Here is a 25,917-nt window from a genome sequence, read left to right on the forward strand (position 1 = left end):
TTTATTTCAAACTGCCTGTTTGTTGTAACATAGCAATCCCATATTCAAAACATCTAAATGTTATTAGATGATTACAATCAATCACTGTCTTAATTTTTAGGCAGTATTCTCCAAAATACTTGTATTTATGTTAAGTCTTTTTGCTTAGTCGTAGGTTTACCGTTAGCATACAGGGCGTCTATTTCTTTATTTAAGATCATAAGCTACCAATGCTTCGCAAACTTTCACTCGCCGTATTAATTCCTGTGTGTATGCTGACACTTTATTTAGTGTTAGTGACGGCTGAGTATTTTTATGAGAGTGAACTGGTGCGTAAGGAGTTAGCTGATCGTCAAGTGAGTCAGATAAAACAGCAGCTTTTGCGTATGCAGGCTGTCGTTCAGTCAGCACAGGCATTGCAAGATATTGAGCGGATTGAGCAGGAAGTGTCTCTAGCAACCTTAGATATGAATGTGATGGTTTATATCTTGCTGGATGCGAACAGTCGGATCCGTTTTGCTAATCATACTGTTTGGCGCGATAGCAATGCGATAGAAGTGATTGATGGATATGATGTGCTTAGACATCATGCCGTAGTGCAATCAGGTCAGGCAAGTATTTCGGTCAATCCAGAAAGGTTATCAATTCAAGCTTATTATCCAGTTGACGCCCAGTATCCTGGGGCCACAGAGCTGCTTTATCTTGAATCTGATCTAGCCCCTTTGGTCACGAGAGCATCAAGCGAGTTACAACAGCGATTTATGCGTGTGTGGGGGCTTGGGGCGTTGCTGCTTATTGGCTTTACCTGCGTGTTATATTATCTGCTAATACGTCCACTGAAGCTGTTATGCAAATCGGCACAACATGTCGGCACATCGGCATTTTCTACTCAAGTACCTTGGAGTGCGTCCGAGATTTTATCCCTGCAAACAAACCTACAATTGGTTCATGATCGGTTAGCGCGAGCGGTTAAACAGCTTAATGATAGTGAACAGCGTTGGTTATTTGCCGTTGAAGGGTCGCGCAATGGTATTTGGGATTGGGATCTTCGTACTGGCGAAGTGTTTCTCTCCGACCGCTGGAAAGAAATGATAGGTTATCAACCCGATGAACTGGAAGGGGTATTCCAGACATGGGAAACACGTTTGCATCCCGAGGATAGACGGGCTGTATTGCATTGCTTACAGGAATATGTGAGCGGAAAAACAAAAGAGTTTGAGAGTGTTCATCGCTTACAGCACCGCGAAGGGCATTATGTCTGGGTATTTGACCGTGGCATGTTAGTCGACTGGGACCATCTTGGTAGACCGACTCGGATGATAGGCATTCATGTCGATGTATCAGAGAGTGAGAGAAACCATGCTGCGATTGCGGAGTTAGTGAAGCAATCGGCAGGTGGTCATCGGATGCTTCCTGAAGTATTTATGGCGCAATTGTCACATTACCTGACTCAACGTAATAGTTCTGGCCAATGGGGAGCATTGTTATTCGTTAATGTCGATACCTTAGGCGTTAGCGAGGTATTATCATCCCACGAACTTGAGCGTTTACTGTCGCAGTTAAGTGCAAGGCTCTCGAGTTATTTTACAGAGAACATTGTCGTTGCTCATATTGAACTTGGTCATTTTGCTCTTTTAATTAAGGAGTTGGCCGTTGATGCTGAGATTGCAGGGCGTCGAGCATTAGCTTTGGCAACCGAGTTAAGACAAATTACGATTCGCCCTTTCCATTATGGAGAGTCTCATTTTAGTTTGAGTGCCAACGTGGGTATTTGTTTATTAGATCCCGTCGATACTCTCACTCCAGAACTCGTGGTTCAGCGTGCGCAACTCGCAATGAAGTGTGCTCTGTCGCTGGAGCATGAGGGATGCGCGTTCTATCATCCAGACTTAGCGTCTGCTGTTGATCCTGAATCGTCATTAATCAGTGCATTGCAACATGCGATTACTGACAATCAACTCTCTTTGATGTTCCAGCCTGTTGTTGATAGGCAAGGCAAAATTGTTTCTGCAGAGGTTTTATCTCGCTGGTATTTAACCAATGGTGAAATTGTGTCTGTAGCGCAGTTTATTCGCTTAGCTGAGCATAATGGATTAATCGCCGCGCTTGATTTAAATGTTGCCGATCGAGTTTGTCAGTTAGTCAAACAGTTTAAGCAACAAGGCATCATACTGCCGCGTATGACGTTGAATATAAGTACCTTATCTTTTTGCCAAGCTGATTTTGTAGATCAATTTATTACTTTAGTTCGTTCCTATGAGCTTGATGATAAGCAACTGGGGGTTGAACTTGCTGAGGGTATATTGCTTACTGCTAACGCTTTTGTTGAGCCACGTATCCGACAGTTAACAGAGGCTGGTATTGCGATTACATTAGATGACTTTGGTGCTGGCCAGTGCGCCTTAAGTTGCCTACACCACTACCCGCTTACAGAGGTTAAGTTAGATTTGCATTGTGCTGCAAGCTTGCTGGTTGATGCCAGTTGGAGCCAAGCGCTTATCCAATCGATACAATCTTTTAAACTGCCGATAGTGGCGAAAGGTGTCGAATCTGTACAGCAACAGCAGCTATTTACAGCCTTAGGATGTACGCACTTTCAAGGCTACAATATCGCTCGAGCCTTGAGTTTTAATGATTTTATACAGCTTGCTTGTCCACGTCCCTTGTTGCGTAGCGTTTAAAAAAGTCGAGTACGTAATTTAGTGCTTGATTGCGATAGCTATCTTTCTCCATAAAAATTTCATGGGCAGCACCTGCAATCACTTTTAGTTGGCAATTAGAACTCACCGCAAGATTTTGTGCGGCATTGTCGACAATTTTATCCTCGCCAGCTTGTAGGATCAGAATGGGTGTGCGGATATGTGCCGTGGCCAAGACACAGGCATCGGCCGCATCTAAGGATTCAGTCAACCAGCGGTTAGTCGGTGAGCCTAATTGCAGCTTTGGCGCTGCATCGTACAATTCTCGGTAAGCTTGATAACGGCTCTGGCAATGGGTGAGATCATTGCCTTTAAAGGGAGCCGCCTTATAGTTTTGCCCGCTGAGAACATAGTTAGGCTCTCCACCGTTGAGGCTAGTATCGAGCTTACTGGCTAACCAACGGACAAACCCTTTAGGCATAGGTAACTTAATACCATACATGGGGGCTGAGAATACCGCCGCGGTAAACACATCTGGATGTTGTTTGAGATACAAGGTGCCGATGGCGCCGCCCATGGAATGCCCGAGTAAGAACAGCGGCGAAGTGGCATGTTTTAGTACAACGCTTTGCATAAACAGGGCAAAGTCGTCGATATAGTCGTTGAACCGCCGCACATGGCCTTGATGGGGATTTGCCGTCATGCGGCTCGATAATCCCTGGCCGCGGTGATCAATGGCAAACACCGAATAGCCTTGCTGATACAAGTCAAATACCAATTCTTGATACTTTAAGTAGGACTCAACTCGGCCACTGCTGATAACTATGCTGGCATGGGCCTTGGGATGCTTGACCATCATATAGGCCAAGGTTAATCCATCGGGGGTTTTGAGTGTGTCTTGGGCAACGGTTTGCCAAAAGGCTTGCTGTTCAGAAGTATTTAAATCGTGTTCCGTTGAAAAAGCTACCTTGGAAAACTCTTCCCTTGGAAAGTTTAGGGGCGTTTGGCTCATACTCTGTCACACATCTCGGGCAAAAAGGTTTGCTAGAGTGTATCAGAGAACTGGGGCGGGCAGGAAAGGGAGCAGGAAAATACCCGCTCCCTTGGGATGAGCTTAAATCGCGGCTTTTTGCGCTTCGATAAAGTCGTTTATCTGTTGCTCCAGCACCGACATAGGTACAGAACCATTTTCTAATACCGCGTCGTGGAAGGCGCGAATATCAAATTTGTCGCCTAAGGCTTGCTCGGCTTTCGCGCGTAGGCGTTTAATGGTGAGCTCACCAATCTTGTAGGAGAGCGCTTGCCCTGGCCAGGTAATGTAGCGGTCAATCTCAGTGGTCACATTGTGGAGCGATAACGCCGTGTTGCTCGCCATAAACTCGATGGCTTGTTCTCGACTCCAACCTTGGGCGTGCATCCCCGTATCGACAACGAGGCGAGCGGCGCGCCACATCTCGTAAGTGAGACGTCCAAAGTTACTGTAAGGGTCTTGATAGAATCCCGCTTCTAAGCCTAAGTACTCGCTATACAATCCCCAACCTTCACCAAAGGCCGAAATGTAGCTATAGCGACGAAAATCAGGCAACGAGCTCAGTTCGGAGTTAAGTGAAATCTGCAGATGATGTCCGGGCACAGCTTCGTGTAGCGTTAGCGCTTCGAGTTCATAGAGCGGGCGCTTATCTAAGGCGTAGGTATTAACCCAGTAGTAACCCGGCTCGTCATCACGATTAGAGCCTGAATAACGGCCGGATGTGTATTTAGGGGCAATTTCGGCCGGCACTGGCGCGATACCGTAGGGTTTTCGCGGCAATTTACCAAAATATTTGGGCAACATGGCATCGGCTTTTTTGGCAATAAAGGCCGCCTCTTTCAGGAGCTGATCCGCACTGGTGGTATAAAACTGGGGATCGGTTCTTAAGAAATGTAAAAAGTCGGCAAAGCTGCCTTTAAAGCCAACAGACTTAATGACTTGCTCCATTTCCTGGCGGATACGCTTTACTTCTTTTAAACCGAGCTCGTGCACTTCGACCGAGGTCATATTTAAGGTCGTGTAGTAGCGAACGCGGTTCTCGTAGAAGGCATCACCATCGGGTAAGCTGTTGGCGGCAATATTTTCCCGAGTGTTGGGCATATACTCCTGAGTCATAAAATCATAAAAAGCCTGATAGGTCGGGATTACATTTTGTTCGACTAAGATTTTGCCTTCTTGGGTGAGCTGTGCTTTTTGCGCCTCGGTAAAGTGGCTTGGATATTGAGTAAATGGCTTGAAATAACTGCTTTTCTCTACCGGTAAGATGTAAGCACTAATGCTGTTTTCAAATCCCTTGAGCGTCGCCTTAGGCGGTGTAATACCTTCCTTTAAGCCTTGTTTTAACCAATGGGTTTGCTGGGCAAAATAGGTCGGTAGCGCCTTAAGCTTACCTAGGTAGTTTTGGTAATCCTCTAGGGTGTTGAATCGCCCTTGTGCAATGGAAGATATATAGGCGTGGAAGCCGCTCTCTGCGGTGATTGGCAGGTAGTAATCCTTGTATTTATAGAGATCAACCTCATTTTGGATCTGATCCTCGAGGATTTGGGCGTTGATTTTATCTTCTTTACTCAGCTTGCTGCGATTCAGTGCTTTCAATTGGGCCAGAATGGCAATTTGTCCTTGATTGAGCTTGGCTAAGGCTTCTGGTGACAGATCTTGTAGTTTACCCGCAGCACTTTTGTCCCCCATTCCATAGGCCATTTCTGGGCTGGCACTGAGTTGGAGTTGCCAACTTTGATCCACAATCGCTTGCAGTGCTGGTGCCATAGTTTTGGCTGGCGCCTGCGCTGTAGTGATGGTTGTCGGTGTATGTTCGATAGGAGTTTGAGCTGTGCTACAGGCAGTTAGGGCGCAAATCAGTAAGCTTGGGGTAAAGAGTTTATGCATGATTTATCTCGGATATTTTCGTTGTTATTGAAGTCATTATGCCTGAGGTTTACCCCAGATTCTTGTACGCATATTAAGCAGAATTGTGACTGAATGTGAATTTAAATCCTGCCCTTAGCTAAGTGCCACCAAAGAATGCGTGTTAAACTTAGTGTCCGCCCTAGACCAAATAACAAAAGCATTGGCTGGGTAGTTCACATAGGGGTTAATTATGATCAATACATCCATTCCATTGGTGGATTTGCATCGTCACTTAGATGGTAACGTGCGAGTGAACACCATTTGGGAACTCGGACACCAACATGGCATTGCTTTGCCTGCCGATTCTTTAGAGACTCTCGCGCCATTTGTACAAATTCAGGGGAAAGAAACCAGCTTAGTCGCCTTCTTGAAGAAGCTTGACTGGATGGTGGCAGTTCTCGCTGATTTAGATGCGGTAAAACGTGTCGCCTATGAAAACGTGGCCGATGCTGCGTTATCTGGCCTTGATTATGCGGAGCTGCGTTTTAGCCCATATTACATGGCGATGAACCATAAGCTACCGATTGAAGGTGTGGTTGAAGCGGTTATCGATGGGGTGAAAGCAGGCCTGAAAGATTACCAAGTTAAAATCAATCTTATCGGAATTATGTCGCGCTCTTTCGGCCAAGCCGCTTGTACTCAGGAGCTTGAAGGCTTACTCGCCCATAAACAACACTTAGTCGCGATGGATTTAGCCGGCGATGAGTTAGGTTTTCCTGGCGAGTTGTTTAACGAGCACTTTAAGCGAGTGCGAGACGCGGGCTTAGCCATTACCGCCCATGCGGGCGAAGCGGCGGGTTCACAAAGTATGTGGCAGGCGATTCAGGAGTTGGGTGCGACACGTATTGGCCATGGGGTGAATGCGATTCACGATCCTAAGCTGATGGAATACCTCGCTAAACACCGTATCGGTATCGAATCTTGCCCAACCAGCAACCTGCACACCTCGACAGTGTCTTCCTATGCTGGACATCCCTTCAGAACCTTTATGGATGCTGGTGTGTTGATAAGCCTGAACACCGATGATCCGGGTGTGAGTGCGATTGATATCAAGCATGAGTATCGCATTGCTAAGTCTGAACTGGGACTTAGCGATATTGAGCTGGCTCAGGTGCAACGCAACGGGGTGGAAATGGCGTTTTTATCCGAGAGTGAGCGCAAGGCGCTGTATGCGGCTAAAGCTTAAGTAAACTGCTCTATTTCCCAATAAAAAATCCGACATTCGAGTCGGATTTTTTTATTGGAAATGTGTCAGTGTTAGATCACACGGGAGAACTGTTGTTGACGCGCTTTTTGACGGTAGTAAAGGTCGAAGCACATACAGATATTGCGGATCAACAGGCGGCCTGTGGGGCTGATGGTGATCTTTCTGTCGGCGATTTCAACTAATTTATCGTCGATAAAGGTTTGCAGTAGTTTTAAGTCTTCGGCGAAGTATTCCTCAAACTTAATACCCAGTTTTTCGTCCATTTTCGCCATATCTAAATCGAAGTGGCAGATCAATTGTTTGATCACAACGCGGCGGATTTCGTCGTCACGGTTGAGGCTACAACCTTTCCACAGCGCATGGCCATCTTTGTCTATGGCTTCGTAGTAAGGACGAATGTCCTTCTGGTTTTGCGCATAACAATCGCCGATTTGGCTGATTGAAGATACGCCCAGACCAAGCAGGTCGCATTCTTCTTGGGTGGTATAACCCTGGAAGTTGCGGTGCAGTTTGCCTTCGCGTTGTAACTTAGCCAGCTCATCGTCAGGCTTAGCGAAGTGGTCCATGCCGATGTACTGATAACCCGCGCCGGTTAAGGTCTCGATTGTTTGATGCAACATCTCGAGTTTCTGTTTCGGCGAAGGTAAATGTTCATCTTTGATCTTACGCTGCGCGGCAAAACGCGCGGGTAAGTGGGCATAGTTGAATACAGATAGACGGTCGGGCGACAGGTCTAACACGCGCTGCATGGTGGCGGCGAATGTTTCGGGTGTCTGGTGTGGCAGACCGTAAATTAAGTCGATATTGGTTGAGACGAATCCCATGGCCTTGGCTTTGGCCATTAAATCGAAAATAAATTGCTCGTCCTGCTCGCGGTTAACTGCGACTTGTACTTCTTTATTGAAGTCCTGCACCCCGATAGAAATGCGGTTAAAACCCGCTTCTTTTAAGGTATCGAGCATTGAAAGCTCAATCTCACGCGGGTCAACTTCGATCGAGAACTCACCTTCAGCGGCAAAGTTAAAGTTAGCCTTGATTAAGTCGGTTAACTTCAGAATTTGCTCAGGATTTAAGAAGGTTGGCGTGCCGCCGCCCCAGTGCATTTGGGTGACTGTGTAGTGCTTAAATAGTGGAGCACGCTTAATAATTTCGAGGCTTAAATACTCAATGTATTGATCGGCCTTGTGGGCGTGGCGAGTGATGACTTTATTACAGCCACAGTAGTAGCAAAGTTTGGCGCAGAAGGGGATGTGAATATACAGCGACAGTTTGTCACTCTTACTGTTTTCAATCGCCGTTAACAGGTTTTGTTCAGTGAATGAATCATCGAACTCTAGCGCCGTTGGATAAGAAGTATAACGGGGACCGCTGTAGTTATATTTTTCGATCATCGACTGATCCCAGCTTATCTGAGTGGGCTGCTTCAAGGCGTGTCCTCCGAGGGTAAATTAGCAACAAACGAAGTATGCAAGGTTCTTAGGTAAATAACCTTGATCTAGGTTGTAAAAATGATGTCTGCCATTTTAGAAGTTACGCAATATCTATGAAAAAAGAGCGTGTGTCTGTCGTTTTTTGGAGGTTTTGTGCACAGGCTCACGGGAAGTCGCACTCTATGTGATGAACGGATTTAAATTGATCGCCTCGAAACCGATCCAAATTTGGCTTCGAGGCGGAGTAAGCGTTTTTAGTGCGGTGCTTTTAGCTGATAAGTCGACAACTTTTTAGCATCTTCGCTAATACCTTCGGCAAGCTCAGCTTCAGATTTCATTCGTGTAAAATCGAGTTTCATTCGATCTTGCTTTGGCAGAGCTTGGCGGGCTTCCATAATCGGATGATTTTTAATTAACTCAAAATGTTGGAAGAGTGCAGGAAACTCTGGTGCGACTCGCTCGCTGAGGGATAAAATCTCAAACAAACGCCCAATCCTGACCACGCCTTCGGAGATTTCACAGCGGTCTTCAATCATGGCTGTCGCAATATAGCGGATATCTTCGAGTACTTGTGCTCGTTTGGCATTAGCAGCCACTTCGCGCTCGGCAAAAAGCGCTTGTTGACGGTGTTTTTGTTGCTTGAGTTTGAGGAGTAAAAACGTGGCGTAGCTACTGAGGGCAACAATAATGATAAAACCAAGAACGATAAGAGTGGTAGACACGAGAACTCCTTGTTCAGAAAGCATAAAAACAAGACATAATCGTTTTGTTTTTATGCATATTCTAAGATTTAAAACTTATCTTGATAATCTTTTAGCAGTTCGGCACCGGATTCAAAGCGATCGAACAGGTCGTCATCTGAATCAGCTTTAGATTTCGCTGGCACTTCATCTTCTAGCTCATCACTAATACCCAGTTTAATCATCAGGGCTTCAATCTTATTCAGCTGCTGATCTAACCATTTTTGATCGGCATCATTTAAGTTGCGACCTTCTTCTAGCATATCGAGCAACTGATTTAGTCTTGGATCTTCTTCCAGCTTCAGTAATTTTTGCTCGTCAGTTAACTTTGGCTGCTTAACCTTTGGCGTGGCTGGCTTTTCTGTCGCGGTTGGCAACGTCAAAGCCACAGGTTTTTTACTGCCATGGCGAGGATCTTTGCTCTGTGCAGCCTTTTTCTGTGGTGCTTGAGCCTGGATCAGCGCTTCATTATGACGACTGCCAGACTTGTTACCCTTTTCTGCGCGCTTGCCTGTTACTTCAGCACGGTCCTGCTTTTTCACTCTTGGCTGTTGTTTGGGGCTATTCTCGCCGCCCTTGCGTGTTTTCTTGCTACGAGACATGATTTTCTCAATTATTTACATCGTATGGCCTAGCCGATACTGGATCGACTAAGTGCTAAATTCGGTCGGCTGTTATACCAGATTATGATGTTTTTTGCATCAAAACGAGGTCTTTCGCGGCAAATAATAGTTCAAAATCACTATTACTCGCTAGGTATTCAAAAGTTAGTCTTTGGTAAAAACTCACGTGAGTGAGATTGTTTTTATAATGCCACTTAGCAAAACCTTCTAAATCAATTAATAAAGGAGTACTAATTGCTAACCAGCCTCCTGGTTTAAGCAAGCGGGTCAGTAATCTCCATTCTTTGAAGGGATACTGAAAATGCTCAAATACTCGGTAGCAGCAAATAAAATCATACTCTTGCTTTAGAGGTTCATGGTCAGGAGCAAAGAAAGGGTCATATTGCTTGAAGGTGTGCCCCGCCGATTCAATGGTCGCCAGACTGGTTTGATCTAACACGCGTCCAAAATTTAAGCCCGTAAGGCTACCTTTTTGCTGCAGTTGTATTTGTGTCAGTAGCGGCAAAATAAATTGCGAGAGTTGGCGCTGTTTGGCGGCAATCCGCGAACGGCCATAGCGCTGTTTTTCTGCCGCAGGAGGAAGATGGCTATTTGCATCAGCAAAAGTGAGTCCGCATGTCTGGCAAATATAAAAACACCGTTTTTTGTCCTGTAGGAGCAACAGTGTTTGTGTGCTATGACAAAGGGGACATCTGCGCATTGAGTCAACTGATAAAAGATTAAGGCTTTGATTGTAACAATTATATTTGCAGAGTGCACTTTCTAGACAAAGTGCGTTTTGACTGAAAATCACAAAGAAAAAAGGCGGCAGTTAAACTGCCGCCTTACAAACAGTGCATTTTAGCACCCTATTCTGATTCCAAGTATCCGTACTTGCTATGCGACTTTCCCGGTCGGTATCCTTCTTTTTTTTACTGCTTTCCCTGCGTGTTTTTGTTAGCGGTCTTCCAGACTCTTAATTCTTTCCTGTCGCCATCCTGACCACAGTTTCCGTAGATGGTCTCAAGACACATCTTTTATAGCAGCGTCATCAATGACGTTAAATCAACCATCCTTGTTACTTGAAGTACCTTCCAGTGATAACAAGCTTCCAGCCAGTGCATCCAAAGCGATTAGCTTCCTTTGCTACAGTTTACATCATGTAAAACTGTGTCCTGATGGGGCAAGTTACCCTGAATGTAAGGCGTTTTGCTTTCGCAAATTGGCGTTATCGGCCGTCCCTTACAAAAATGTACTGACCTGGATTTCAAAGCGAAATCACTGCTCTTGTTATTATTAGAGAGTGGTCTTAGTTATATTGTTGTTATTGAGAGTCTTTATTCTTATATCTTGAATGTTAATTATACCGAAATCTGTAAGTTATTATTAATTTATTTGTACAAACAGATGGGTTTATCTCGGTACGGGGCTTATTAAACCCAAATCTGTGATCCATGTCAAGCATGAATCTTTATCAGTTTACGTTAACGTAAACTAGGCGGTGTAAAAAAAGGGTGACAACACACCCTTCTTTACATCGCTAAACCTTATTTCAGGCTAGCAAGATATTTAGATAGTGCATCGATATCACTGTCATTTAACTTCTTAGCGACATCTTGCATCATACCGTTTAGGTCGTTGTGACGACCTGCATCACGGAACTTAGTCAGTTGGATCTTGATATAGTTAGCGTGTTGACCGGCTAATGCTGGGAAACCAGCTGATTCAGCACCTTTACCATCTGGGCCGTGGCATGCCATACAAGCAGTGATGCCGCGTGACACATCGCCACCTTTGTAAAGTTTTGCACCTAGCTCAGGAACATCTTTCACCTCAGCAACTTGGATTGCTTGAGTAGAGAAATATGCAGTAATGTCGAGAATATCTTGATCACTAAGAGGCATTGCCATACCACTCATGATAGGATCCATACGACCATCTTTACCGCCAGATTGTGCCGCACTACGGAAATCATGTAGTTGCTTTTGGAGGTATGTGGCGTGTTGGCCCGCAAGCTTAGGGTACATATCGATCATGCTGTTACCGTCCATACCGTGACAGGCAGAACAGACGATAATTTTAGTTTTTCCCGCTTCAGCATTACCTTCAGCAATCGCAGGTGAAGATATGGCGGCAACTACAACAGACAGCGCAAGAGCTAACTTTTTCATGGCGTTCCAACTTCTGGTTAAGATTATTATCCTGAGCTTACTAGGGTGACCCGCAAGCGTGGTAAAATATGTTTAATGTGATCGGGGTAATATTTTACACGAAAACGTGGAAAAGTAAGCAATTCTTCATAAATTATGGTATTGCGCAGTAAATATATTGGAGTAAATAGTGACTGAATCTCATATAGATTTTCGCAGGGCGAAGTTTTTAATCAGTGCACCAGACATTGCACATTTGGATCAATATCTGCCTGGCGATGTCGGTGTTGAGATTGCTTTCGCTGGTCGCTCAAATGCTGGAAAATCGAGTGCGCTCAATGCATTAACTGAGCAAAAAAACTTGGCTCGCACCAGTAAAACGCCTGGACGCACTCAACTGATTAACGTATTTGAGCTTGATGCACAGCGTAGATTAGTCGATTTACCGGGTTATGGTTTTGCCCAAGTGCCATTAGCCATGAAGATTAAATGGCAACAATCTCTAGGCGAGTATTTACAGAAGCGTGCTTGTTTAAGTGGGGTTGTGGTTTTAATGGATATCCGTCATCCCCTAAAAGATCTAGATATGCAGATGATTGAATGGGCGGTTGCGAGTGAAATTCCGGTACTCGCATTACTGACTAAGTCCGATAAATTGGCGCAAAGTGCTAAGATGAAAACCGTAAACGAAGTGCGTAAAGCGCTGGTTGAATTTGGTGATTGGGTACAGGTTGAGCCTTTTTCTGCGCTCAAGGGCACGGGCAAACCTAAAGTGCTCAGTATCTTAAATGAATGGTGTCATCCGCAATGGTTGGCCGATGAGTTAGAAAACCAAGACGGCGCCGAGTAAGTCTTTTGCTTTATGGTCGGATGCCACAAGTGCATTCGGCCATCTTCTTCTGCGATATCCCGCTATATCCCCTTATAAAACAATTGGTTTTCAATTCTCAACCCTCAAGTTTCAGGCAAAAAAATAGCCGATAACAATAGTCACCGGCCAAAGTTTTAGCTCTTTTGGGGAGAAGCTAAATTCAACAAGACTCAAGCACCATCAAATTACCTTCAATGGTTCTCAATGACGACAGCATACATCGAATTTATCTTTTATTAAAGTAAATACTCTAAAATTTACTCGCCTTTAGTTAATGGCTTAATTTATGACTGGCATTCAAAATGCGTTTGAGAACACTAAACACTATTTGGGGTGATGGGTCATTGGCTGAAAAAAGCAAAAAAAAAGCCCCAGCAAACAAGTTGCTGGGGCGCCAGAATTTGGCTCGTCACTATAAGTGAAATAAAGGTCTGAAAGATAGAACATCTTAACCTCTGTACCCTACGCAGAGAATAATACGCTATTTATCTTTAAATGGAAAACAGTTTTTTTGAAAAAGTGATAATTGTGTGCGGTAGATCTCAAGTTTTAGGTGAAAAAATCAGCGATGTTTGATCTAAACTTTTCACAAAGAGTATCTAAACCACTGTTTTAGCTAAATAGACTGTATTTTTAGTACAGAATTGATCAATTCTTCAGGTTTAATGTTTTTACTCTATTTTGGGGATTGTTGTTGGTTGTATCCATCAGCGAACGATTGTTTAGGCTTGTGTGGAGTGTCTCGCGGATAGCAGGTTGTGCTTATGCCGGCGTTAAAGCAGCGAGAATTGAGGGGAGATTACATGTAGTGACTGAGAGCATTGTATAGTCAAATGCTGTTTCCCGCTCTTAAGGCGACTTAGCCCTTAAGGTTTTCGCCTACGTAAGTAACTTCTCGCCATGTTGTCCTCTGTGGCGTCGATTTTAGCGGTATATAAAAGTTGCACCAAATATAAAGGCCCATCCGATAATGGATGAGCCTTGTTTGGGTAAAACTCAATGTTAGAAGCTAAAGGCTTAATTTTGAATGCTAGTGGGCTTGATCCCAGTTATCACCAATGCCGGCTTCGGCTAGGAGTTCTACATCCAGATTGGCCGCTTTCGCCATGAGTTCACACACCTTGAGCTTGAGTTTTTCAGCTTTATCGGCATCGACTTCGAACACTAATTCGTCGTGCACTTGCATGATCATGGCGATTTCACCTTGGGTATCAGTTTTTATCCAATCGGCAATGCTGATCATGGCTTTTTTAATGATATCCGCGGCGGTGCCTTGCATTGGGGCGTTAATCGCGGCTCTTTCTGCTGCTTGGCGGCGCATTGCATTACGGTCGCGAATTTCGGGTAAATACAAACGGCGACCAAATAGCGTAGAGACATAGCCTAGCTCTGCTGCACTGGCTCGTGTTTCTTCCATATACCTTAATACGCCAGGATAGCGGGCGAAGTAAGTATCTATATAGGTTTGTGCCTCGTTGCGGGGGATGTCGAGCTGACGCGCCAATCCAAAGGCGGACATACCATAGATCAGGCCAAAGTTAACGGCTTTGGCGCGGCGACGCTGCTCCGAGGTTACGCTGTCAAAGTCGGTGCCAAATACTTCGGCGGCGGTGGCTCTGTGAATGTCTTTGCCTTCGGCGAAGGCTTTGAGCAAGCCTGCGTCTTGGGATAAATGCGCCATGATCCGCAATTCAATCTGCGAATAGTCGGCGGCTAAAATCTTACGTCCCTGCGGAGCAATAAAGGCTTGGCGAATACGACGACCTTCCTCGGTGCGGATAGGAATATTCTGTAGGTTTGGTTCGCTCGAGGATAAACGCCCCGTTGCGGCGTTGGCCTGATGGTAGCTTGTGTGTACTCGGCCCGTTTTAGCGTTCACCATTAAAGGTAACTTATCGGTATAAGTACTCTTTAACTTGGTCAGGCTGCGATGCTCAAGGATCACCTTAGGCAGAGGAAAATCTAATGCCAATTCGACCAGCACTTCTTCGGCGGTGGATGGTGCACCCTTAGGCGTCTTTTTGATAACCGGATAACCCAGCTTTTCAAAAAACAGCACTTGCAGTTGCTTTGGTGAACTTAAATTGAATTTTTCACCAGCAATATCATAAGCTTTAGTTTCTAACTCATCGATTTTACGGGCAAGTTCATCACTCTGTTGACCAAGCAACATACTATCGATAAACACACCTTGGCGTTCAATATCGGACAGAATTTGGATCAGCGGCAGTTCAATATCGGTAAAAACTGAGGCTAATTCAGCTTCTTTTTCGAGTCTTGGCCACAGGTGTTGATGTAGGCGTAGCGTAATATCGGCATCTTCCGCCGCATAGGGAGCAGCTGTTTCCAACGGAATTTGGTTAAAGGTTAGCTGTTTAGCACCTTTACCGGCGATATCTTCAAAGGCGATATTTTTATGGCCTAGGTATTTAAGCGCCAACCCATCCATATCATGGCGTGAGGCGATCGAGTTAAACACATAGGATTCGAGCATAGTGTCGAATACCACGCCTTGGAGTTTTATGCCTGCATTGGCTAATACGCTGATGTCATATTTCAGGTTTTGACCGACTTTTTTGATCTTGGCATCTTCGAGTAAGGGGCGCAGTTTTTCGAGTGCAGTCTGCTTATCTAATTGTTGAGGTGCGCCAACATAGTCGTGGGCTAAAGGCAGATAAGCGGCTTTTCCTGCTTCCACCGCGAAAGACATGCCAACAAGTTCCGCAACCATATAGTCGAGGCTGGTGGTCTCGGTATCCACGGCCATTAATGGCGCTTGTTTGAGTTTGGCAATCCACTCATCAAGCTGAGCTTCGGTCAGAATCGTATCGTATTGGGTTTCAATCGTGACGCTGGGCGCTGACTCTTCTTGGGTCTCTGTTGTTTCGGCTTTTGCTGCGACCGTCGCTGGCGCCTTATTATCTAAGACTTCGGCAAGCCAGCGTTTAAACTCCATCTCGCCGTAGCATTTGATCAGTTCGTCCCTGTCAGCAGGTTTGGCGGTGAGCTCATGCCAATCTTGTTCGAGTTCAACATCGGTTTTAATGGTGGCAAGCTCATAGGACAGCTTTAGCATGTCGGCATTGTCGATGATCTTCGCCGCCATGGTTTTTGCGCCCCTAAAGCCTAATTCGGTGACTTTTTCGGGCTCTGCAAGCAAATTGGCTACACTACCCGCCCCCGTGAGCATAGCTAATGCGGTTTTTTCGCCAACACCAGGTAAACCGGGAATGTTATCCGCCTTATCGCCCATCAGCGCTAAGAAATCGATAATTCTGTCTGGACCTACACCATATTTAGCCGCAACTTCTTCAGGGCCCATAATGGTATCTGTCATGGTGTTGATCAGCGTGATATTGTCATCAACCAGCTGCGCCATATCTTTATCGCCTGTACTGATGAGTACGGCGCGGTTTTCGCGGCTCGCTTGGCGAGCGATAGTGCCGATAACATCATCTGCCTCAACACCTGGGATAGAAATTAAGGGCAAGCCTAAGGCACGGATAATACGGTGCAGGGGTTCAATTTGTGAGCGCAGGTCATCCGGCATCGGTGGTCGATGCGCCTTGTATTCTTCATATAAGTCATTGCGGAAAGTTTTGCCTTTAGCGTCGAACACCACAGCGATATGACTAGGTTGATAACGGCTTAATAAGCTGCGAAGCATATTCACTACGCCATAAACTGCACCAGTAGCTTCGCCCTTTGAGTTTGTCAGGTGAGGAGGCGCATAATAGGCGCGATATAAATAAGAAGATCCATCCACAAGGACAAGTGGGTTATTGGCTATGGTCGGCATAAGTAATTTTCGTTTATCGATGACTTAGATGGCGCTAAGCATGCCACAGAAGTGGTATTTCAGCCATGGCAAATTGACCCTCAGCCTGTGGATAACTCTGTGAGTGAAAAAGTCAACTGTGAATAATGGCGATAATTACGGCTTGGTGCGATATTTTTAAGTTGTTGATTTTTATGTTTTTATAATATTTGTGTGAGTTCAATACTGTTTCTTGAAAAATCTTCCTGATTTGTGGATTTTTTATTGACTCCGTAAAATACCTAGAGGCTGGCTTAATTTTCACCGACCCTTAGATTCGACGAACTAAGTTAGCACGATTTTTAAGCAGATCAACCATTTTGTTTACAGTTTGTTAAAACCAAATGACATAAGAAGGATATTTATAATGAAAAAAATCGCAGTATTACTCAGTGGGTGCGGTGTTTTCGATGGAACAGAGATCCATGAATCGGTTTTAACGTTATTATCTCTATCGAAAGCCGGGGCTCAATATCAGTGTTTTGCTCCTGATATCAATCAGATGCATGTTGTTAATCACTTCACTGGCGAAGTAGACAAGTCGGCGACACGAAATGTGCTGGTTGAATCGGCGCGTATCGCCCGCGGCGAAGTAAAGGCAACGACCGAACTCGATATCAGCGACTTTGATGCGCTAGTTATCCCTGGTGGTTTTGGGGCGGCGAAAAATCTGTGTAACTTCGCCACTAATGGCAGTGAGTGTGAAGTGAATCCACTCGTTACTGATTTTATTAATGAATTTATTCTTGCGAAAAAGCCCGTCGGCTTTATTTGCATCGCACCTATGATGATCCCGCGTTTATATGGGCACGGTGCTAAGGGCACTATCGGTAATGATGTGGATACGGTGGCAGCCTTTAATCTGATGGGCGGCAATCATCAGGCGGCGACTGTGCATGATATCGTGGTGGATGAGGATAATAAGATTGTTAGTACGCCCGCTTATATGTTGGCGGGGAATATTGCTGAGGCACACTCTGGCATCGAGAAGCTGGTCGCCAAAGTGCTAGAACTGGCCAAGTAATTACGCCTAAACACAGCAGGGTAAACTCTAAGGCTTACCCTGCATTTGTATCTGAATATGGAAGAAATCGCGGTGAGTTAGCGAGTAGCTTTACTGCGACTATCAAGCCAGCCTTGGGCGAGACCTATCAATAGCCCACCAATATGGGCGCCATTCGCAACTGAAACACCTAAGAAATCCGTAAAGCCTAACACCAGCCAAATCAACATAAACCCCATGTAGGAGGGCGGTAAACCTATACCCGCCTCTGGTTTACGTCGCCCCATGACCCAAGTGTAACCGGCGACCGCATACACTACGCCTGACAGCCCGCCAAAGTTGGGACCACTAACATAGTATTGGACGATATTGGGCAAAGTACCCGCGACCAGTAGCAGGATTAACAGCGGTGCTGTGCCTATGCGAGTCTCGATTTTTCCACCCAAATACCACCACCAGAGCAAATTGAAGATGATATGCATGGCGGAAAAGTGCATCAGGCTTGGGGTAAACACGCGCCAGAATTCACTAAAACTGGTGTCAGACACTGCGCCAAAATAGGAGAGTGCTTGGTAAACGGGGCTGGCGAAGCCTAAATTCATCGCAGCATAAATCAGTACACAGAGGCCGAAGATGATAAGAGTAACTGGGCCTGCGCCTGTGATAAATTGGGTAAATAGCTGTAAAGAAGGAGCGCCATAGTCGAGCTTAGTATTGGTATCACCATGCTCCCACGAGGCTTGTAAGTATTTGTTATCGTAAGGATGAGCTATAAAGTGGGTAAATTCTTTACGGGCTTGCTCGGCATCCTGATCGCGGATAACCAGAATAGCGACTCCTTGCGGCAATGGCTGAATTTGGCAGTCTATCTGTTCACCTTTGAGGTAATCGACAAAGGCTTGCGCGGCTCTGCTGTTGGGGAGTCTGCCAATCTCTATCATGCATTGGCCTCATGCCAAGCGCTAAAGCCACCATCTAGGCTATAAACGTCATCAAACCCTTGCTCACACAGATATTGCGCGGCATTTTGGCTGCTGATGCCATGGTAGCAAACCACCACTAAAGGACTGTCCATATCCGCTTGGCTAATAAAGTGTGCCAGATTCTCGTTATTCAAATTAAATGCGCCATCAATGTGGCCGTTGTTAAAGCTATGACCATCGCGAATATCGACGATTTGCACTGGCTTTGACTCGGTCATTTGCACTAATTGATTCACGCTAAGGTGTTTAAAGGAAGACATAATAAAACCTGAAATAACTGAAAAGGGATAAGCGATGGGATAAGTGTGCAACATGGGGCTGCATGTGTACAGCCCCGTGATTGGCATAGCTAAGAGAATTAATCCCAGCTGAGGATGACTTTACCGGATTGGCCTGAGCCCATTGCGTCGAAGCCTTTTTGGAAATCATCAATCTTGTAGTGATGCGTGATGATAGGCGAAATATCTAAGCCAGATTGGATCAAGCTTGCCATCTTGTACCAGGTTTCGAACATTTCACGGCCGTAAATGCCTTTGATGACCAGACCCTTGAAGATCACTTTGCTCCAATCAATCGCCATTTCACCACCCGGAATACCGAGCATCGCGATTTTGCCGCCGTGGTTCATGGTATCTAACATGGCGTGGAAGGCAGAAGGTACGCCAGACATTTCTAGACCCACGTCAAACCCTTCGGTCATTCCGAGTTCTTTCATCACGTCTTTCAGGTTTTCCTGAGCCACGTTAACGGCACGGGTAGCACCCATTTTACGGGCCAACTCTAAGCGGTATTCGTTAACGTCGGTAATGACCACATGACGAGCGCCAACGTGGCGACATACGGCCGCAGCCATAATTCCGATAGGACCAGCGCCAGTGATTAACACGTCTTCGCCCACTAAGTCGAATGACAGCGCTGTGTGTACTGCGTTACCGAATGGATCAAAGATAGAGGCTAAATCGTCGCTGATATCATCGGGGATTTTGAAGGCGTTAAAGGCTGGGATCACCAAATATTCGGCAAATGAACCTTCGCGGTTTACACCCACACCTGAGGTGTTACGGCATAAATGGGTACGACCTGCGCGGCAGTTACGGCAGTGGCCGCAGGTGATATGGCCTTCGCCAGAAACTCGGTCACCAATTTTAAAGCCACGAACTTCTTGTCCGATATCAACCACTTCACCCACATATTCGTGACCTACCACCATAGGTACAGGAATGGTTTTTTGTGACCATTCGTCCCAGTTGTAGATGTGCATGTCGGTGCCACAAATGGCGGTCTTTTTAATCTTGATCAGCAGATCGTTATGGCCCATTTCAGGCTTAGGCGCATCGACTAACCAAATGCCTTTTTCGGCTTTTAACTTGCTTAGTGCTTTCATTTTGTAGGGTCCTAAATAATCGCCATTTCTTTAGCGATACGGGTAAAGGCTTCAATCGCTTTGTCGAGTTGCTCACGGGTGTGGGCCGCCGACATTTGAGTACGGATACGGGCTTGTCCCTTTGGTACCACAGGGAAGGAGAAGCCGATAACGTAAATATGTTCTGCTAATAAGCGGTTAGCGAAATCGCTCGCCAATTTGGCATCGCCAATCATCACTGGGATAATTGCGTGGTCTGCACCGCCTAAGGTAAAGCCTGCCGCTGACATTTTCTCGCGGAAGTAACGGCTGTTTTCCCATACCGCTTCACGCAGTGCTTGGCCCGATTTGAGCATCTCTAATACATGGATAGAGGCAGTTACAATCGAAGGCGCCAATGAGTTAGAGAATAGGTAAGGGCGAGAGCGTTGACGTAACCAGTCGATGACTTCTTTTTTACCTGAAGTGAAACCGCCCGATGCACCGCCTAAGGCTTTGCCTAAGGTGCCAGTGATAATATCGACGCGACCCATCACACCGCAGTGTTCGTGTGAACCACGGCCGTTTTGGCCAACAAAGCCCACGGCGTGTGAGTCGTCAACCATCACTAATGCACCGTATTTATCGGCTAGATCACACACGCCTTGCAGGTTGGCGATGACGCCGTCCATTGAGAATACGCCGTCGGTGGCGATCAAAATATTGCGCGCGCCAGCTGCTTTTGCGGCGATCAGTTGCGTCTCTAAATCCGCCATATCGTTGTTGGCGTAGCGGAAACGTTTGGCCTTACATAAACGCACGCCATCGATGATAGAGGCATGGTTTAAGGCGTCGGAAATAATCGCATCTTCGGCATCTAACAGGGTTTCGAACAGGCCTGCGTTGGCGTCGAAGCAAGAAGAGTACAGAATCGTGTCTTCCATGCCGAGGAACTCACTCAGGCTGGCTTCGAGTTGCTTGTGGATGTCTTGGGTACCGCAAATAAAACGGACCGACGCCATACCAAAGCCGTGGCTGTCTAAGCCTTGCTGTGCGGCTTTGATCAGTTCAGGATGATTAGCTAGGCCTAGATAGTTGTTGGCACAAAAGTTAACAACTTCTTGGTTATTTACTTGAATGGCTGTCTGTTGCGGTGAGGCAATAACACGCTCGCTTTTATATAAACCTTCGGCTTTGATATCCGCAAGCTGTTGATTAATCTGTGCGTAGAATGAGGTAGAGGCCACCTGATATCTCCTTAGTTAACTTTATTCTGATTCTGGGAGTTGCGGCATTCTAACGCTAAACCCTATCGGCCTACAGCCTTTTTTTCATGCAGGTTAGCTAGATAAATTAGTTTAGGGCTAAAGGGGTTGTTACATTATAAAAACTAATGTGCAACATGGTCGGCATGTATGTCGCATCACCGCCAACGGCATGAATTGAGCCCGCATTTAGCACGTTCAACCTGTTGAGTTTAGCGCTAAATGCGACGGCGTCGGACGATTAAAGCGAATCTTGGGTCGCTAACTCGTGGTAGTGCTGCTCTAAACGGCAGAAGGTCGCTTGGGAGGTTGGCGTGGCGTAGGCCTTAAAAATCATCAAAACCCGCAATACTCCTTCGTACAAAATGCCTTTAGTGATGGTGGACGTGCTCGACTGGGTAAGCTGATAACCAATCCAAAAACTCACAATCATCTTGATGGTGTCGGCAAGTGGGGTGATTTTATCGTTATCAATATTTAAAAAACCATCCTGCTTGAGTTTACCTAGCACGTGACTTGAACGGGTTAATACTTGCTGCTGGGCGTGCAAATATCGGCTTTTTAATTCTTCATCGCGGGCGAGGATATCGGCCAAATTGGCGTACATAAAACGGAATTGCCACAGGGTGTAAAACATCGCATCAAAATAGCCGATCAGCTGTTCTACGTTGACTTGCTCGCCCTCATAGGGCTGAAACCCTGATTCAAGGTGCGCCTCGTAGAGACTGAAGATCGACTGAATAATATCTTCCTTATTACGGAAGTGGTAATAAAGATTCCCGGGACTCATATTTAGGTGAGCGGCAATATGATTGGTGGTGATATTTCGTTCGCCATGCTCATTGAACAGCTCAAGGCTGGCGTAAATAATTTTGTCGCGGGTTTTCATATGTTTTCCAAGTGGCTAGTGAACGCTGCAAATTGACTAAAGAAGGCTAACCAACGACCGCTACACTGCTGGTAAATTATCCCTAATTTAAAACCCTATTGATTAAGCCCCAACGCACAAAAATTCAATAGGATTGGTATACGCAAACAACTTCGAGAGGCTTGAACTCGTATCTTGAGGTCGCTTGGGTATATTATGCTAACATTGCCGTTATCCAACAGGCAAAATCTCATCAGCACGATTTTATGAATCGATTTTTTTACAGTGTGTTGCTTTATCTTTTATCCCCTCTACTCATTGTCTATTTGGCTTTTAGAGCCATTAAAAGTCCAGACTATCGTGGCCGTTGGGACGAACGCTTCGGATTAGCCCAACTTAAACCGACGGATTTACTGATCCATTCGGTGTCGATGGGAGAAACGCTCGCGGCTATTCCCTTGATCCGTTTGATTATGCAAATGCACCCTGAGCTAAGCATTACGGTTACTACCACCAGTCCCACCGGCTCTGCCGAGGTACGCAAAGCCTTTGGTGATCAAGTGCAGCACTGCTATTTGCCCTTCGATTTGCCTTGGTGTGTGAGCCGTTTTCTGCGCCAGTTATCCCCTAAATGGTGCATCATAATGGAAACTGAGTTATGGCCGAATCTGTTGGCACTGGCGGCTAAGCGCGGCGTGCGCTTGATGCTCGCCAATGCTAGGCTGTCGGCTAAATCGGCGGCGCAGTATGCCAAGCGCTCGCAATTAAGTCGTCCCATGTTGCAACGCTTAGATGTGGTTGCGGTGCAGACCCAAGCCGAAGCGCAGCGGTTTATCGACCTTGGAGTGCCTGCTGACAGAGTGACTGTTTGTGGCAGTTTGAAGTTTGATTTGAGTATTACGCCCGAGCGCTTAACCTTAGCACGAGCGCTACGACAAACTTGGGGGCGTGAGACGGCACCCGTATGGGTAGCAGGTAGTGTCCACCCCGGTGAGTTTGATGCCATGTTAAGTGCCCATAAACGGTTGCTCGCTAAGTGGCCGGAGGCGCTGCTGATCATTGCGCCGCGTCACCCAGAGCAGTTTGCGGCGGTGGCGGATGTTGTCGCTAGCCAAGGTTTTGAATATGTGCGCCGCAGTGATGCTCGAGCTATAACTGCCACGACGCAGGTGCTGGTGGGCGATACCATGGGTGAACTATTAACCTTTTATGGCGCGGCCGATCAAGCCTTTGTGGGAGGTACTTTGATTGAAAATGGGGGCCATAATCCCCTCGAACCCGCGGCCATGGGCGTGCCAGTAATGGTAGGGCCAAACCATTGGGATTTTGCCCAAATTACCCAAATGTTGGCAGATGCGGGAGGCTTGCGGATTGTGAGTTCAGGGCAAGAGTTAGGTGATAATTTGATCCAGTATTTTGAGCAGCCGATTTTACGCCAACAAGCCGCTGAAGCAGGCCTTGCCGTGGTAGAAGCCAATCGTGGTGCTTTGCAGCGTCAGTTTGCTCTCGCCGAATCGTTACTCATGCACCAAACAGCCTAGTGCCACTGAGGTATTAGGCTTTTGGGATAATTGAATGATAACCCTCGAGCAATGCAGCCCAATTAGCGGGTGTAAAGGCAAGTGTTGGCTGCTTACCTTGTTCTTTATTGAAGGAGCGTAGCAGCCTTTCAAGGTTTGCCTTCTGCCATTGGGCATTGGGCGTTTTAAGTTCACCCCTATCAAAATCAATCAGATAGAAACGTTCTTGTACGCCATTCGTTTGCTGTGGTTGCCACAAAATGTTTTTTGCGTTTAAGTCGGCATGGTAAACGCCGCGGCGATGAAATTGGGCAATGGTGGCGCCAAGTGCTTGCCACTGCTCTGGAGCCATGGCGCCTTTCGTTAACTTAGCGACCAAGTCTTCGGCACCATCGACTCGTTCAATAATAATATCGGCACGGTAAAATAAGCCATCACGGACGATATTGGCGGCGATAGGTTTAGGCACGGCAAATTGTTCGCGGTAAAGCACATCGAGCAACCTTAATTCGCCCATGGCTCGAGTGTTTTCAAGGCCCGTAAAGAAGTAAGCATCTTTACTGAATTTCTCCATCATGCCGCCGCGCCAGTAATGCCGCAGTACCCAATGACGGTGCTCAAATGCTACAAACCAAGTGGTATAGCGGCCCTTGGATGAACCCACAACTGCGGCTTTTTCGCGCCAAAAATCGACCGAGAACCAAGCCGGCGTGATGTCCTCTGGCGTATCTTGGCAAAGTGCCATATAGCCATTGGCAGTATTTATGATTTTGATTTGTGCGTTCATGGGAGATTTGTTGACTTAAGCGTGGCACCTGCGGCCATTCTACATTAAGATCCCAAGCTTGCGCCAAATAACCTTAAGGGCTATTCGCTTGAGTTTAGATATTAACACCATGAATTCTCTCTGCCTGCTTAGGCTATCGGCTATCGGTGACGTCTGTCATGCCGTGGCGATGGTGCAGGCCATTCAGCGCCAATATCCCCAGCTCAAAATCACTTGGGTGATAGGCAAACTTGAATATCAGTTACTAAAGCACTTGCCCGGTATTGAGTTTGTTATTTTCGATAAATCCCAAGGCTGGCGTAGCTATTTTTATCTGTATAAGGCATTGAAAGGCCGTCGCTTTGATGTACTGCTGCATATGCAAGTGGCGCTGCGTGCAACCTTAGCGTCCCTCGCCATTTCGGCCAAAGTGCGGGTTGGTTTTGATCGTGCCCGCGCCAAAGAAGGCCAATGGCTAGTCACCAATTATCGGGTTGAACCTTTAGCTCAGCCCCATGTGCTCGAAGGATTTATGGGTTTTGCCAAGGCGATTGGCGTAAGTGATCTTACACCCCACTGGAATATTCCAGTGCCCAAGGCGGACACTGAGTTTGCCCAAAGCCAGATTGCCGAGGGTGAAAAGGTATTGATTATTTGCGCTGCGGCCAGCAAAGCTGAGCGTAATTGGTTGCCCGAGCGTTATGCCGCGGTAGCGCAGCATGCGATCAACAAAGGCTATCGGGTAATACTATGTGGCGGCCCCACCGCGCTCGAAAAAGCCTTAGCTGAACAGATTCTGCAGGCATGCCCGGCTAAAATTGATAATTTAGTCGGCAAAACCAGTTTGACTCAATTGCTTGCCCTGCTGAAACGCGCCAGTTTAGTGTTAGCGCCCGATACGGGCCCTGCCCATATGGCCGTCACACAAGGGACGCCTGTCATCGGTTTATATGCCCATTCCAATCCTGGCCGCACCGGACCGTACCTATCGCAGCAATATGTGGTGAGCGCCTATCCAGAGGCCATCGCCTCACAACAAGGCGGTGAGGTGAAATGGGGCACTCGCGCCAAGGGAGAACACCTAATGGCGCTCATTAGTGTTGAAGCTGTGATAGATAAATTTGAGTTGGTTGTAAGTGACACCCAAACCTCAGCATAACGGTATTTGGAAATAGGTTAATTATGGTAGCGCAAAAGGCCCCTAAGTTATTATTTATACCCGTCTCATCGGCCGAGGGTATCGGTGAGTATATGCGTTCGATGATTATTGCCGATGAGGTTAAGCGCAATTGGCCGCATGCTGATATCAAGTTTATTTTGAGTAAACATGCACCTTATGCTGCCCAGTGTCCTTATAACGCAGTGTTACTCGATGATACGCCGACGAAACAAGTCAAAGCCGTGAATCAAATCATCACTGAATACTTACCAGATATAGTGATCTTTGATGCATCGGGTCGTAAATCGCAATTAGCTCATGCACATAAACTGGGCGCAAAAGTGGTGTTCATTAGTCAGCATAAGCGCAAACGTAGCCGCGGCATGAAAATCGGCCGCGCATTGGTTACAGACTGCCACTGGGTGGTGCAACCTGAGTTTGTTATTGGACCGATAAGTGGATTAGAGCGCTTAAAGCTTAAGCTGATTAATAAACCCATTCCGTTGAATATTGGTCCTGTATTCACTCAGCCTGATGAAGCTTGCAAAGCGGGATTACTGGCACAATATCAACTGACAAAAAATGAGTTTGTATTATTTAATGCTGGCTCTGGTGGTCACAAAGTGAATGGTGAATTA

20 protein-coding genes and 1 pseudogene are annotated in these 25,917 nt (G+C 46.3%); 7 read left to right on the top strand and 14 right to left on the bottom strand.

The window, feature by feature from the left end; translation table 11 throughout:
* Positions 1-209 precede the first annotated feature (209 nt).
* Complete coding sequence (locus tag L976_RS13985) at positions 210-2,660, top strand: EAL domain-containing protein (protein ID WP_047537634.1); 2,451 nt, start codon at positions 210-212, stop codon at positions 2,658-2,660.
* Here the strand turns inward: L976_RS13985 and L976_RS13990 are convergent.
* Both L976_RS13990 and L976_RS13995 read right to left on the bottom strand, forming a co-directional pair.
* Positions 2,617-3,630 (bottom strand): alpha/beta fold hydrolase, encoded by a 1,014-nt coding sequence (locus L976_RS13990; RefSeq protein WP_047537636.1) that lies wholly within the window; start codon positions 3,628-3,630, stop codon positions 2,617-2,619. The genes L976_RS13985 and L976_RS13990 overlap by 44 nt on opposite strands.
* Before the next feature lie 102 nt (positions 3,631-3,732).
* The gene (locus L976_RS13995) at positions 3,733-5,535 is read right to left on the bottom strand and encodes a DUF885 domain-containing protein (protein ID WP_047537639.1); all 1,803 of its coding nucleotides are present in this window, start codon (positions 5,533-5,535) and stop codon (positions 3,733-3,735) included.
* Between the two features lie 211 nt (positions 5,536-5,746).
* Here L976_RS13995 and add point away from each other — a divergent pair, with 211 nt between their 5' ends.
* On the top strand, positions 5,747-6,742 hold the full coding sequence (add, locus tag L976_RS14000; RefSeq protein WP_047537642.1) for an adenosine deaminase: 996 nt from the start codon (positions 5,747-5,749) through the stop codon (positions 6,740-6,742).
* A gap of 71 nt (positions 6,743-6,813) precedes the next feature.
* Here the strand turns inward: add and hemN are convergent, their stop codons facing one another.
* The 5 genes from hemN to L976_RS14030 form a co-directional block, all read right to left on the bottom strand.
* Positions 6,814-8,190 carry an oxygen-independent coproporphyrinogen III oxidase gene (gene hemN / locus L976_RS14005; protein WP_081990920.1) on the bottom strand — a complete coding sequence of 459 codons (1,377 nt, stop codon included), beginning with the start codon at positions 8,188-8,190 and terminating at the stop codon, positions 6,814-6,816.
* Between the two features lie 257 nt (positions 8,191-8,447).
* Positions 8,448-8,915, bottom strand: coding sequence for a DUF2489 domain-containing protein (locus L976_RS14010; RefSeq protein WP_047537645.1), 468 nt, complete (start codon positions 8,913-8,915; stop codon positions 8,448-8,450).
* Positions 8,916-8,983: 68 nt separating this feature from the next.
* Entirely contained in the window at positions 8,984-9,535 is a 552-nt protein-coding gene (yihI, locus tag L976_RS14015) for a Der GTPase-activating protein YihI (RefSeq protein ID WP_037424074.1), read from the bottom strand.
* An 82-nt stretch (positions 9,536-9,617) separates the two neighbouring features.
* Positions 9,618-10,256, bottom strand: coding sequence for a class I SAM-dependent methyltransferase (locus tag L976_RS14020; RefSeq protein WP_037429866.1), 639 nt, complete (start codon positions 10,254-10,256; stop codon positions 9,618-9,620).
* Positions 10,257-11,082: 826 nt separating this feature from the next.
* The gene (locus tag L976_RS14030; protein WP_037424071.1) at positions 11,083-11,706 is read right to left on the bottom strand and encodes a c-type cytochrome; all 624 of its coding nucleotides are present in this window, start codon (positions 11,704-11,706) and stop codon (positions 11,083-11,085) included.
* A gap of 169 nt (positions 11,707-11,875) precedes the next feature.
* Between L976_RS14030 and yihA the strand changes: the two genes are divergently transcribed.
* Entirely contained in the window at positions 11,876-12,535 is a 660-nt protein-coding gene (gene yihA, locus L976_RS14035; protein WP_037424068.1) for a ribosome biogenesis GTP-binding protein YihA/YsxC, read from the top strand.
* 1,051 nt (positions 12,536-13,586) lie between these two features.
* Here yihA and polA read toward each other — a convergent pair.
* Positions 13,587-16,355 carry a DNA polymerase I gene (gene polA / locus L976_RS14040; RefSeq protein ID WP_047537648.1) on the bottom strand — a complete coding sequence of 923 codons (2,769 nt, stop codon included), beginning with the start codon at positions 16,353-16,355 and terminating at the stop codon, positions 13,587-13,589.
* A gap of 385 nt (positions 16,356-16,740) precedes the next feature.
* Here polA and elbB point away from each other — a divergent pair, with 385 nt between their 5' ends.
* Entirely contained in the window at positions 16,741-17,397 is a 657-nt protein-coding gene (gene elbB, locus L976_RS14045; protein WP_037429856.1) for an isoprenoid biosynthesis glyoxalase ElbB, read from the top strand.
* 77 nt (positions 17,398-17,474) lie between these two features.
* Here the strand turns inward: elbB and glpG are convergent, their stop codons facing one another.
* The 5 genes from glpG to L976_RS14070 all read right to left on the bottom strand — a co-directional run bounded on the left by glpG (position 17,475) and on the right by L976_RS14070 (position 21,855).
* Positions 17,475-18,317, bottom strand: coding sequence for a rhomboid family intramembrane serine protease GlpG (glpG, locus tag L976_RS14050; protein WP_047537651.1), 843 nt, complete (start codon positions 18,315-18,317; stop codon positions 17,475-17,477).
* Positions 18,314-18,619 carry a thiosulfate sulfurtransferase GlpE gene (gene glpE / locus L976_RS14055; protein WP_037429864.1) on the bottom strand — a complete coding sequence of 102 codons (306 nt, stop codon included), beginning with the start codon at positions 18,617-18,619 and terminating at the stop codon, positions 18,314-18,316. Before glpE ends, glpG begins: the two co-directional genes overlap by 4 nt.
* Positions 18,620-18,717: 98 nt before the next feature.
* Positions 18,718-19,743: an L-threonine 3-dehydrogenase gene (gene tdh, locus L976_RS14060; protein WP_011627691.1), complete on the bottom strand. Its 1,026-nt coding sequence runs from the start codon at positions 19,741-19,743 to the stop codon at positions 18,718-18,720.
* Positions 19,744-19,754: 11 nt separating this feature from the next.
* Positions 19,755-20,948, bottom strand: a complete 1,194-nt coding sequence (locus L976_RS14065) for a glycine C-acetyltransferase (protein ID WP_037424055.1) — start codon at positions 20,946-20,948, stop codon at positions 19,755-19,757.
* A gap of 259 nt (positions 20,949-21,207) precedes the next feature.
* Positions 21,208-21,855, bottom strand: coding sequence for a TetR/AcrR family transcriptional regulator (locus L976_RS14070; protein ID WP_037424052.1), 648 nt, complete (start codon positions 21,853-21,855; stop codon positions 21,208-21,210).
* A 245-nt stretch (positions 21,856-22,100) separates the two neighbouring features.
* Here L976_RS14070 and waaA point away from each other — a divergent pair, with 245 nt between their 5' ends.
* Complete coding sequence (waaA, locus tag L976_RS14075) at positions 22,101-23,375, top strand: lipid IV(A) 3-deoxy-D-manno-octulosonic acid transferase (RefSeq protein WP_047540522.1); 1,275 nt, start codon at positions 22,101-22,103, stop codon at positions 23,373-23,375.
* Positions 23,376-23,388: 13 nt separating this feature from the next.
* Here the strand turns inward: waaA and L976_RS14080 are convergent, their stop codons facing one another.
* Positions 23,389-24,141 (bottom strand): 3-deoxy-D-manno-octulosonic acid kinase, encoded by a 753-nt coding sequence (locus tag L976_RS14080; RefSeq protein ID WP_047537654.1) that lies wholly within the window; start codon positions 24,139-24,141, stop codon positions 23,389-23,391.
* Positions 24,142-24,229: 88 nt separating this feature from the next.
* Between L976_RS14080 and L976_RS14085 the strand changes: the two genes are divergently transcribed.
* Positions 24,230-25,279: a glycosyltransferase family 9 protein gene (locus tag L976_RS14085; protein ID WP_047537657.1), complete on the top strand. Its 1,050-nt coding sequence runs from the start codon at positions 24,230-24,232 to the stop codon at positions 25,277-25,279.
* Between the two features lie 23 nt (positions 25,280-25,302).
* Positions 25,303-25,917, top strand: a pseudogene (locus L976_RS14090) (hypothetical protein); the annotation flags it as partial.

Source organism: Shewanella sp. ZOR0012 (genome assembly GCF_000798835.1).
GTDB classification, from domain to species: Bacteria; Pseudomonadota; Gammaproteobacteria; order Enterobacterales; family Shewanellaceae; genus Shewanella; species Shewanella xiamenensis.

Bases quoted from the DNA above. Each gene is read 5' to 3' on its own strand.
- L976_RS13985 (WP_047537634.1), top strand. From the start codon at position 210: ATGCTTCGCAAACTTTCACTCGCCGTATTAATTCCTGTGTGTATGCTG.
- L976_RS13990 (WP_047537636.1), bottom strand. From the start codon at position 3,630: ATGAGCCAAACGCCCCTAAACTTTCCAAGGGAAGAGTTTTCCAAGGTA.
- L976_RS13995 (WP_047537639.1), bottom strand. From the start codon at position 5,535: ATGCATAAACTCTTTACCCCAAGCTTACTGATTTGCGCCCTAACTGCC.
- add (WP_047537642.1), top strand. From the start codon at position 5,747: ATGATCAATACATCCATTCCATTGGTGGATTTGCATCGTCACTTAGAT.
- yihI (WP_037424074.1), bottom strand. From the start codon at position 9,535: ATGTCTCGTAGCAAGAAAACACGCAAGGGCGGCGAGAATAGCCCCAAA.
- L976_RS14020 (WP_037429866.1), bottom strand. From the start codon at position 10,256: ATGCGCAGATGTCCCCTTTGTCATAGCACACAAACACTGTTGCTCCTA.
- L976_RS14030 (WP_037424071.1), bottom strand. From the start codon at position 11,706: ATGAAAAAGTTAGCTCTTGCGCTGTCTGTTGTAGTTGCCGCCATATCT.
- polA (WP_047537648.1), bottom strand. From the start codon at position 16,355: ATGCCGACCATAGCCAATAACCCACTTGTCCTTGTGGATGGATCTTCT.
- elbB (WP_037429856.1), top strand. From the start codon at position 16,741: ATGAAAAAAATCGCAGTATTACTCAGTGGGTGCGGTGTTTTCGATGGA.
- glpG (WP_047537651.1), bottom strand. From the start codon at position 18,317: ATGATAGAGATTGGCAGACTCCCCAACAGCAGAGCCGCGCAAGCCTTT.
- glpE (WP_037429864.1), bottom strand. From the start codon at position 18,619: ATGTCTTCCTTTAAACACCTTAGCGTGAATCAATTAGTGCAAATGACC.
- tdh (WP_011627691.1), bottom strand. From the start codon at position 19,743: ATGAAAGCACTAAGCAAGTTAAAAGCCGAAAAAGGCATTTGGTTAGTC.
- L976_RS14070 (WP_037424052.1), bottom strand. From the start codon at position 21,855: ATGAAAACCCGCGACAAAATTATTTACGCCAGCCTTGAGCTGTTCAAT.
- waaA (WP_047540522.1), top strand. From the start codon at position 22,101: ATGAATCGATTTTTTTACAGTGTGTTGCTTTATCTTTTATCCCCTCTA.
- L976_RS14080 (WP_047537654.1), bottom strand. From the start codon at position 24,141: ATGAACGCACAAATCAAAATCATAAATACTGCCAATGGCTATATGGCA.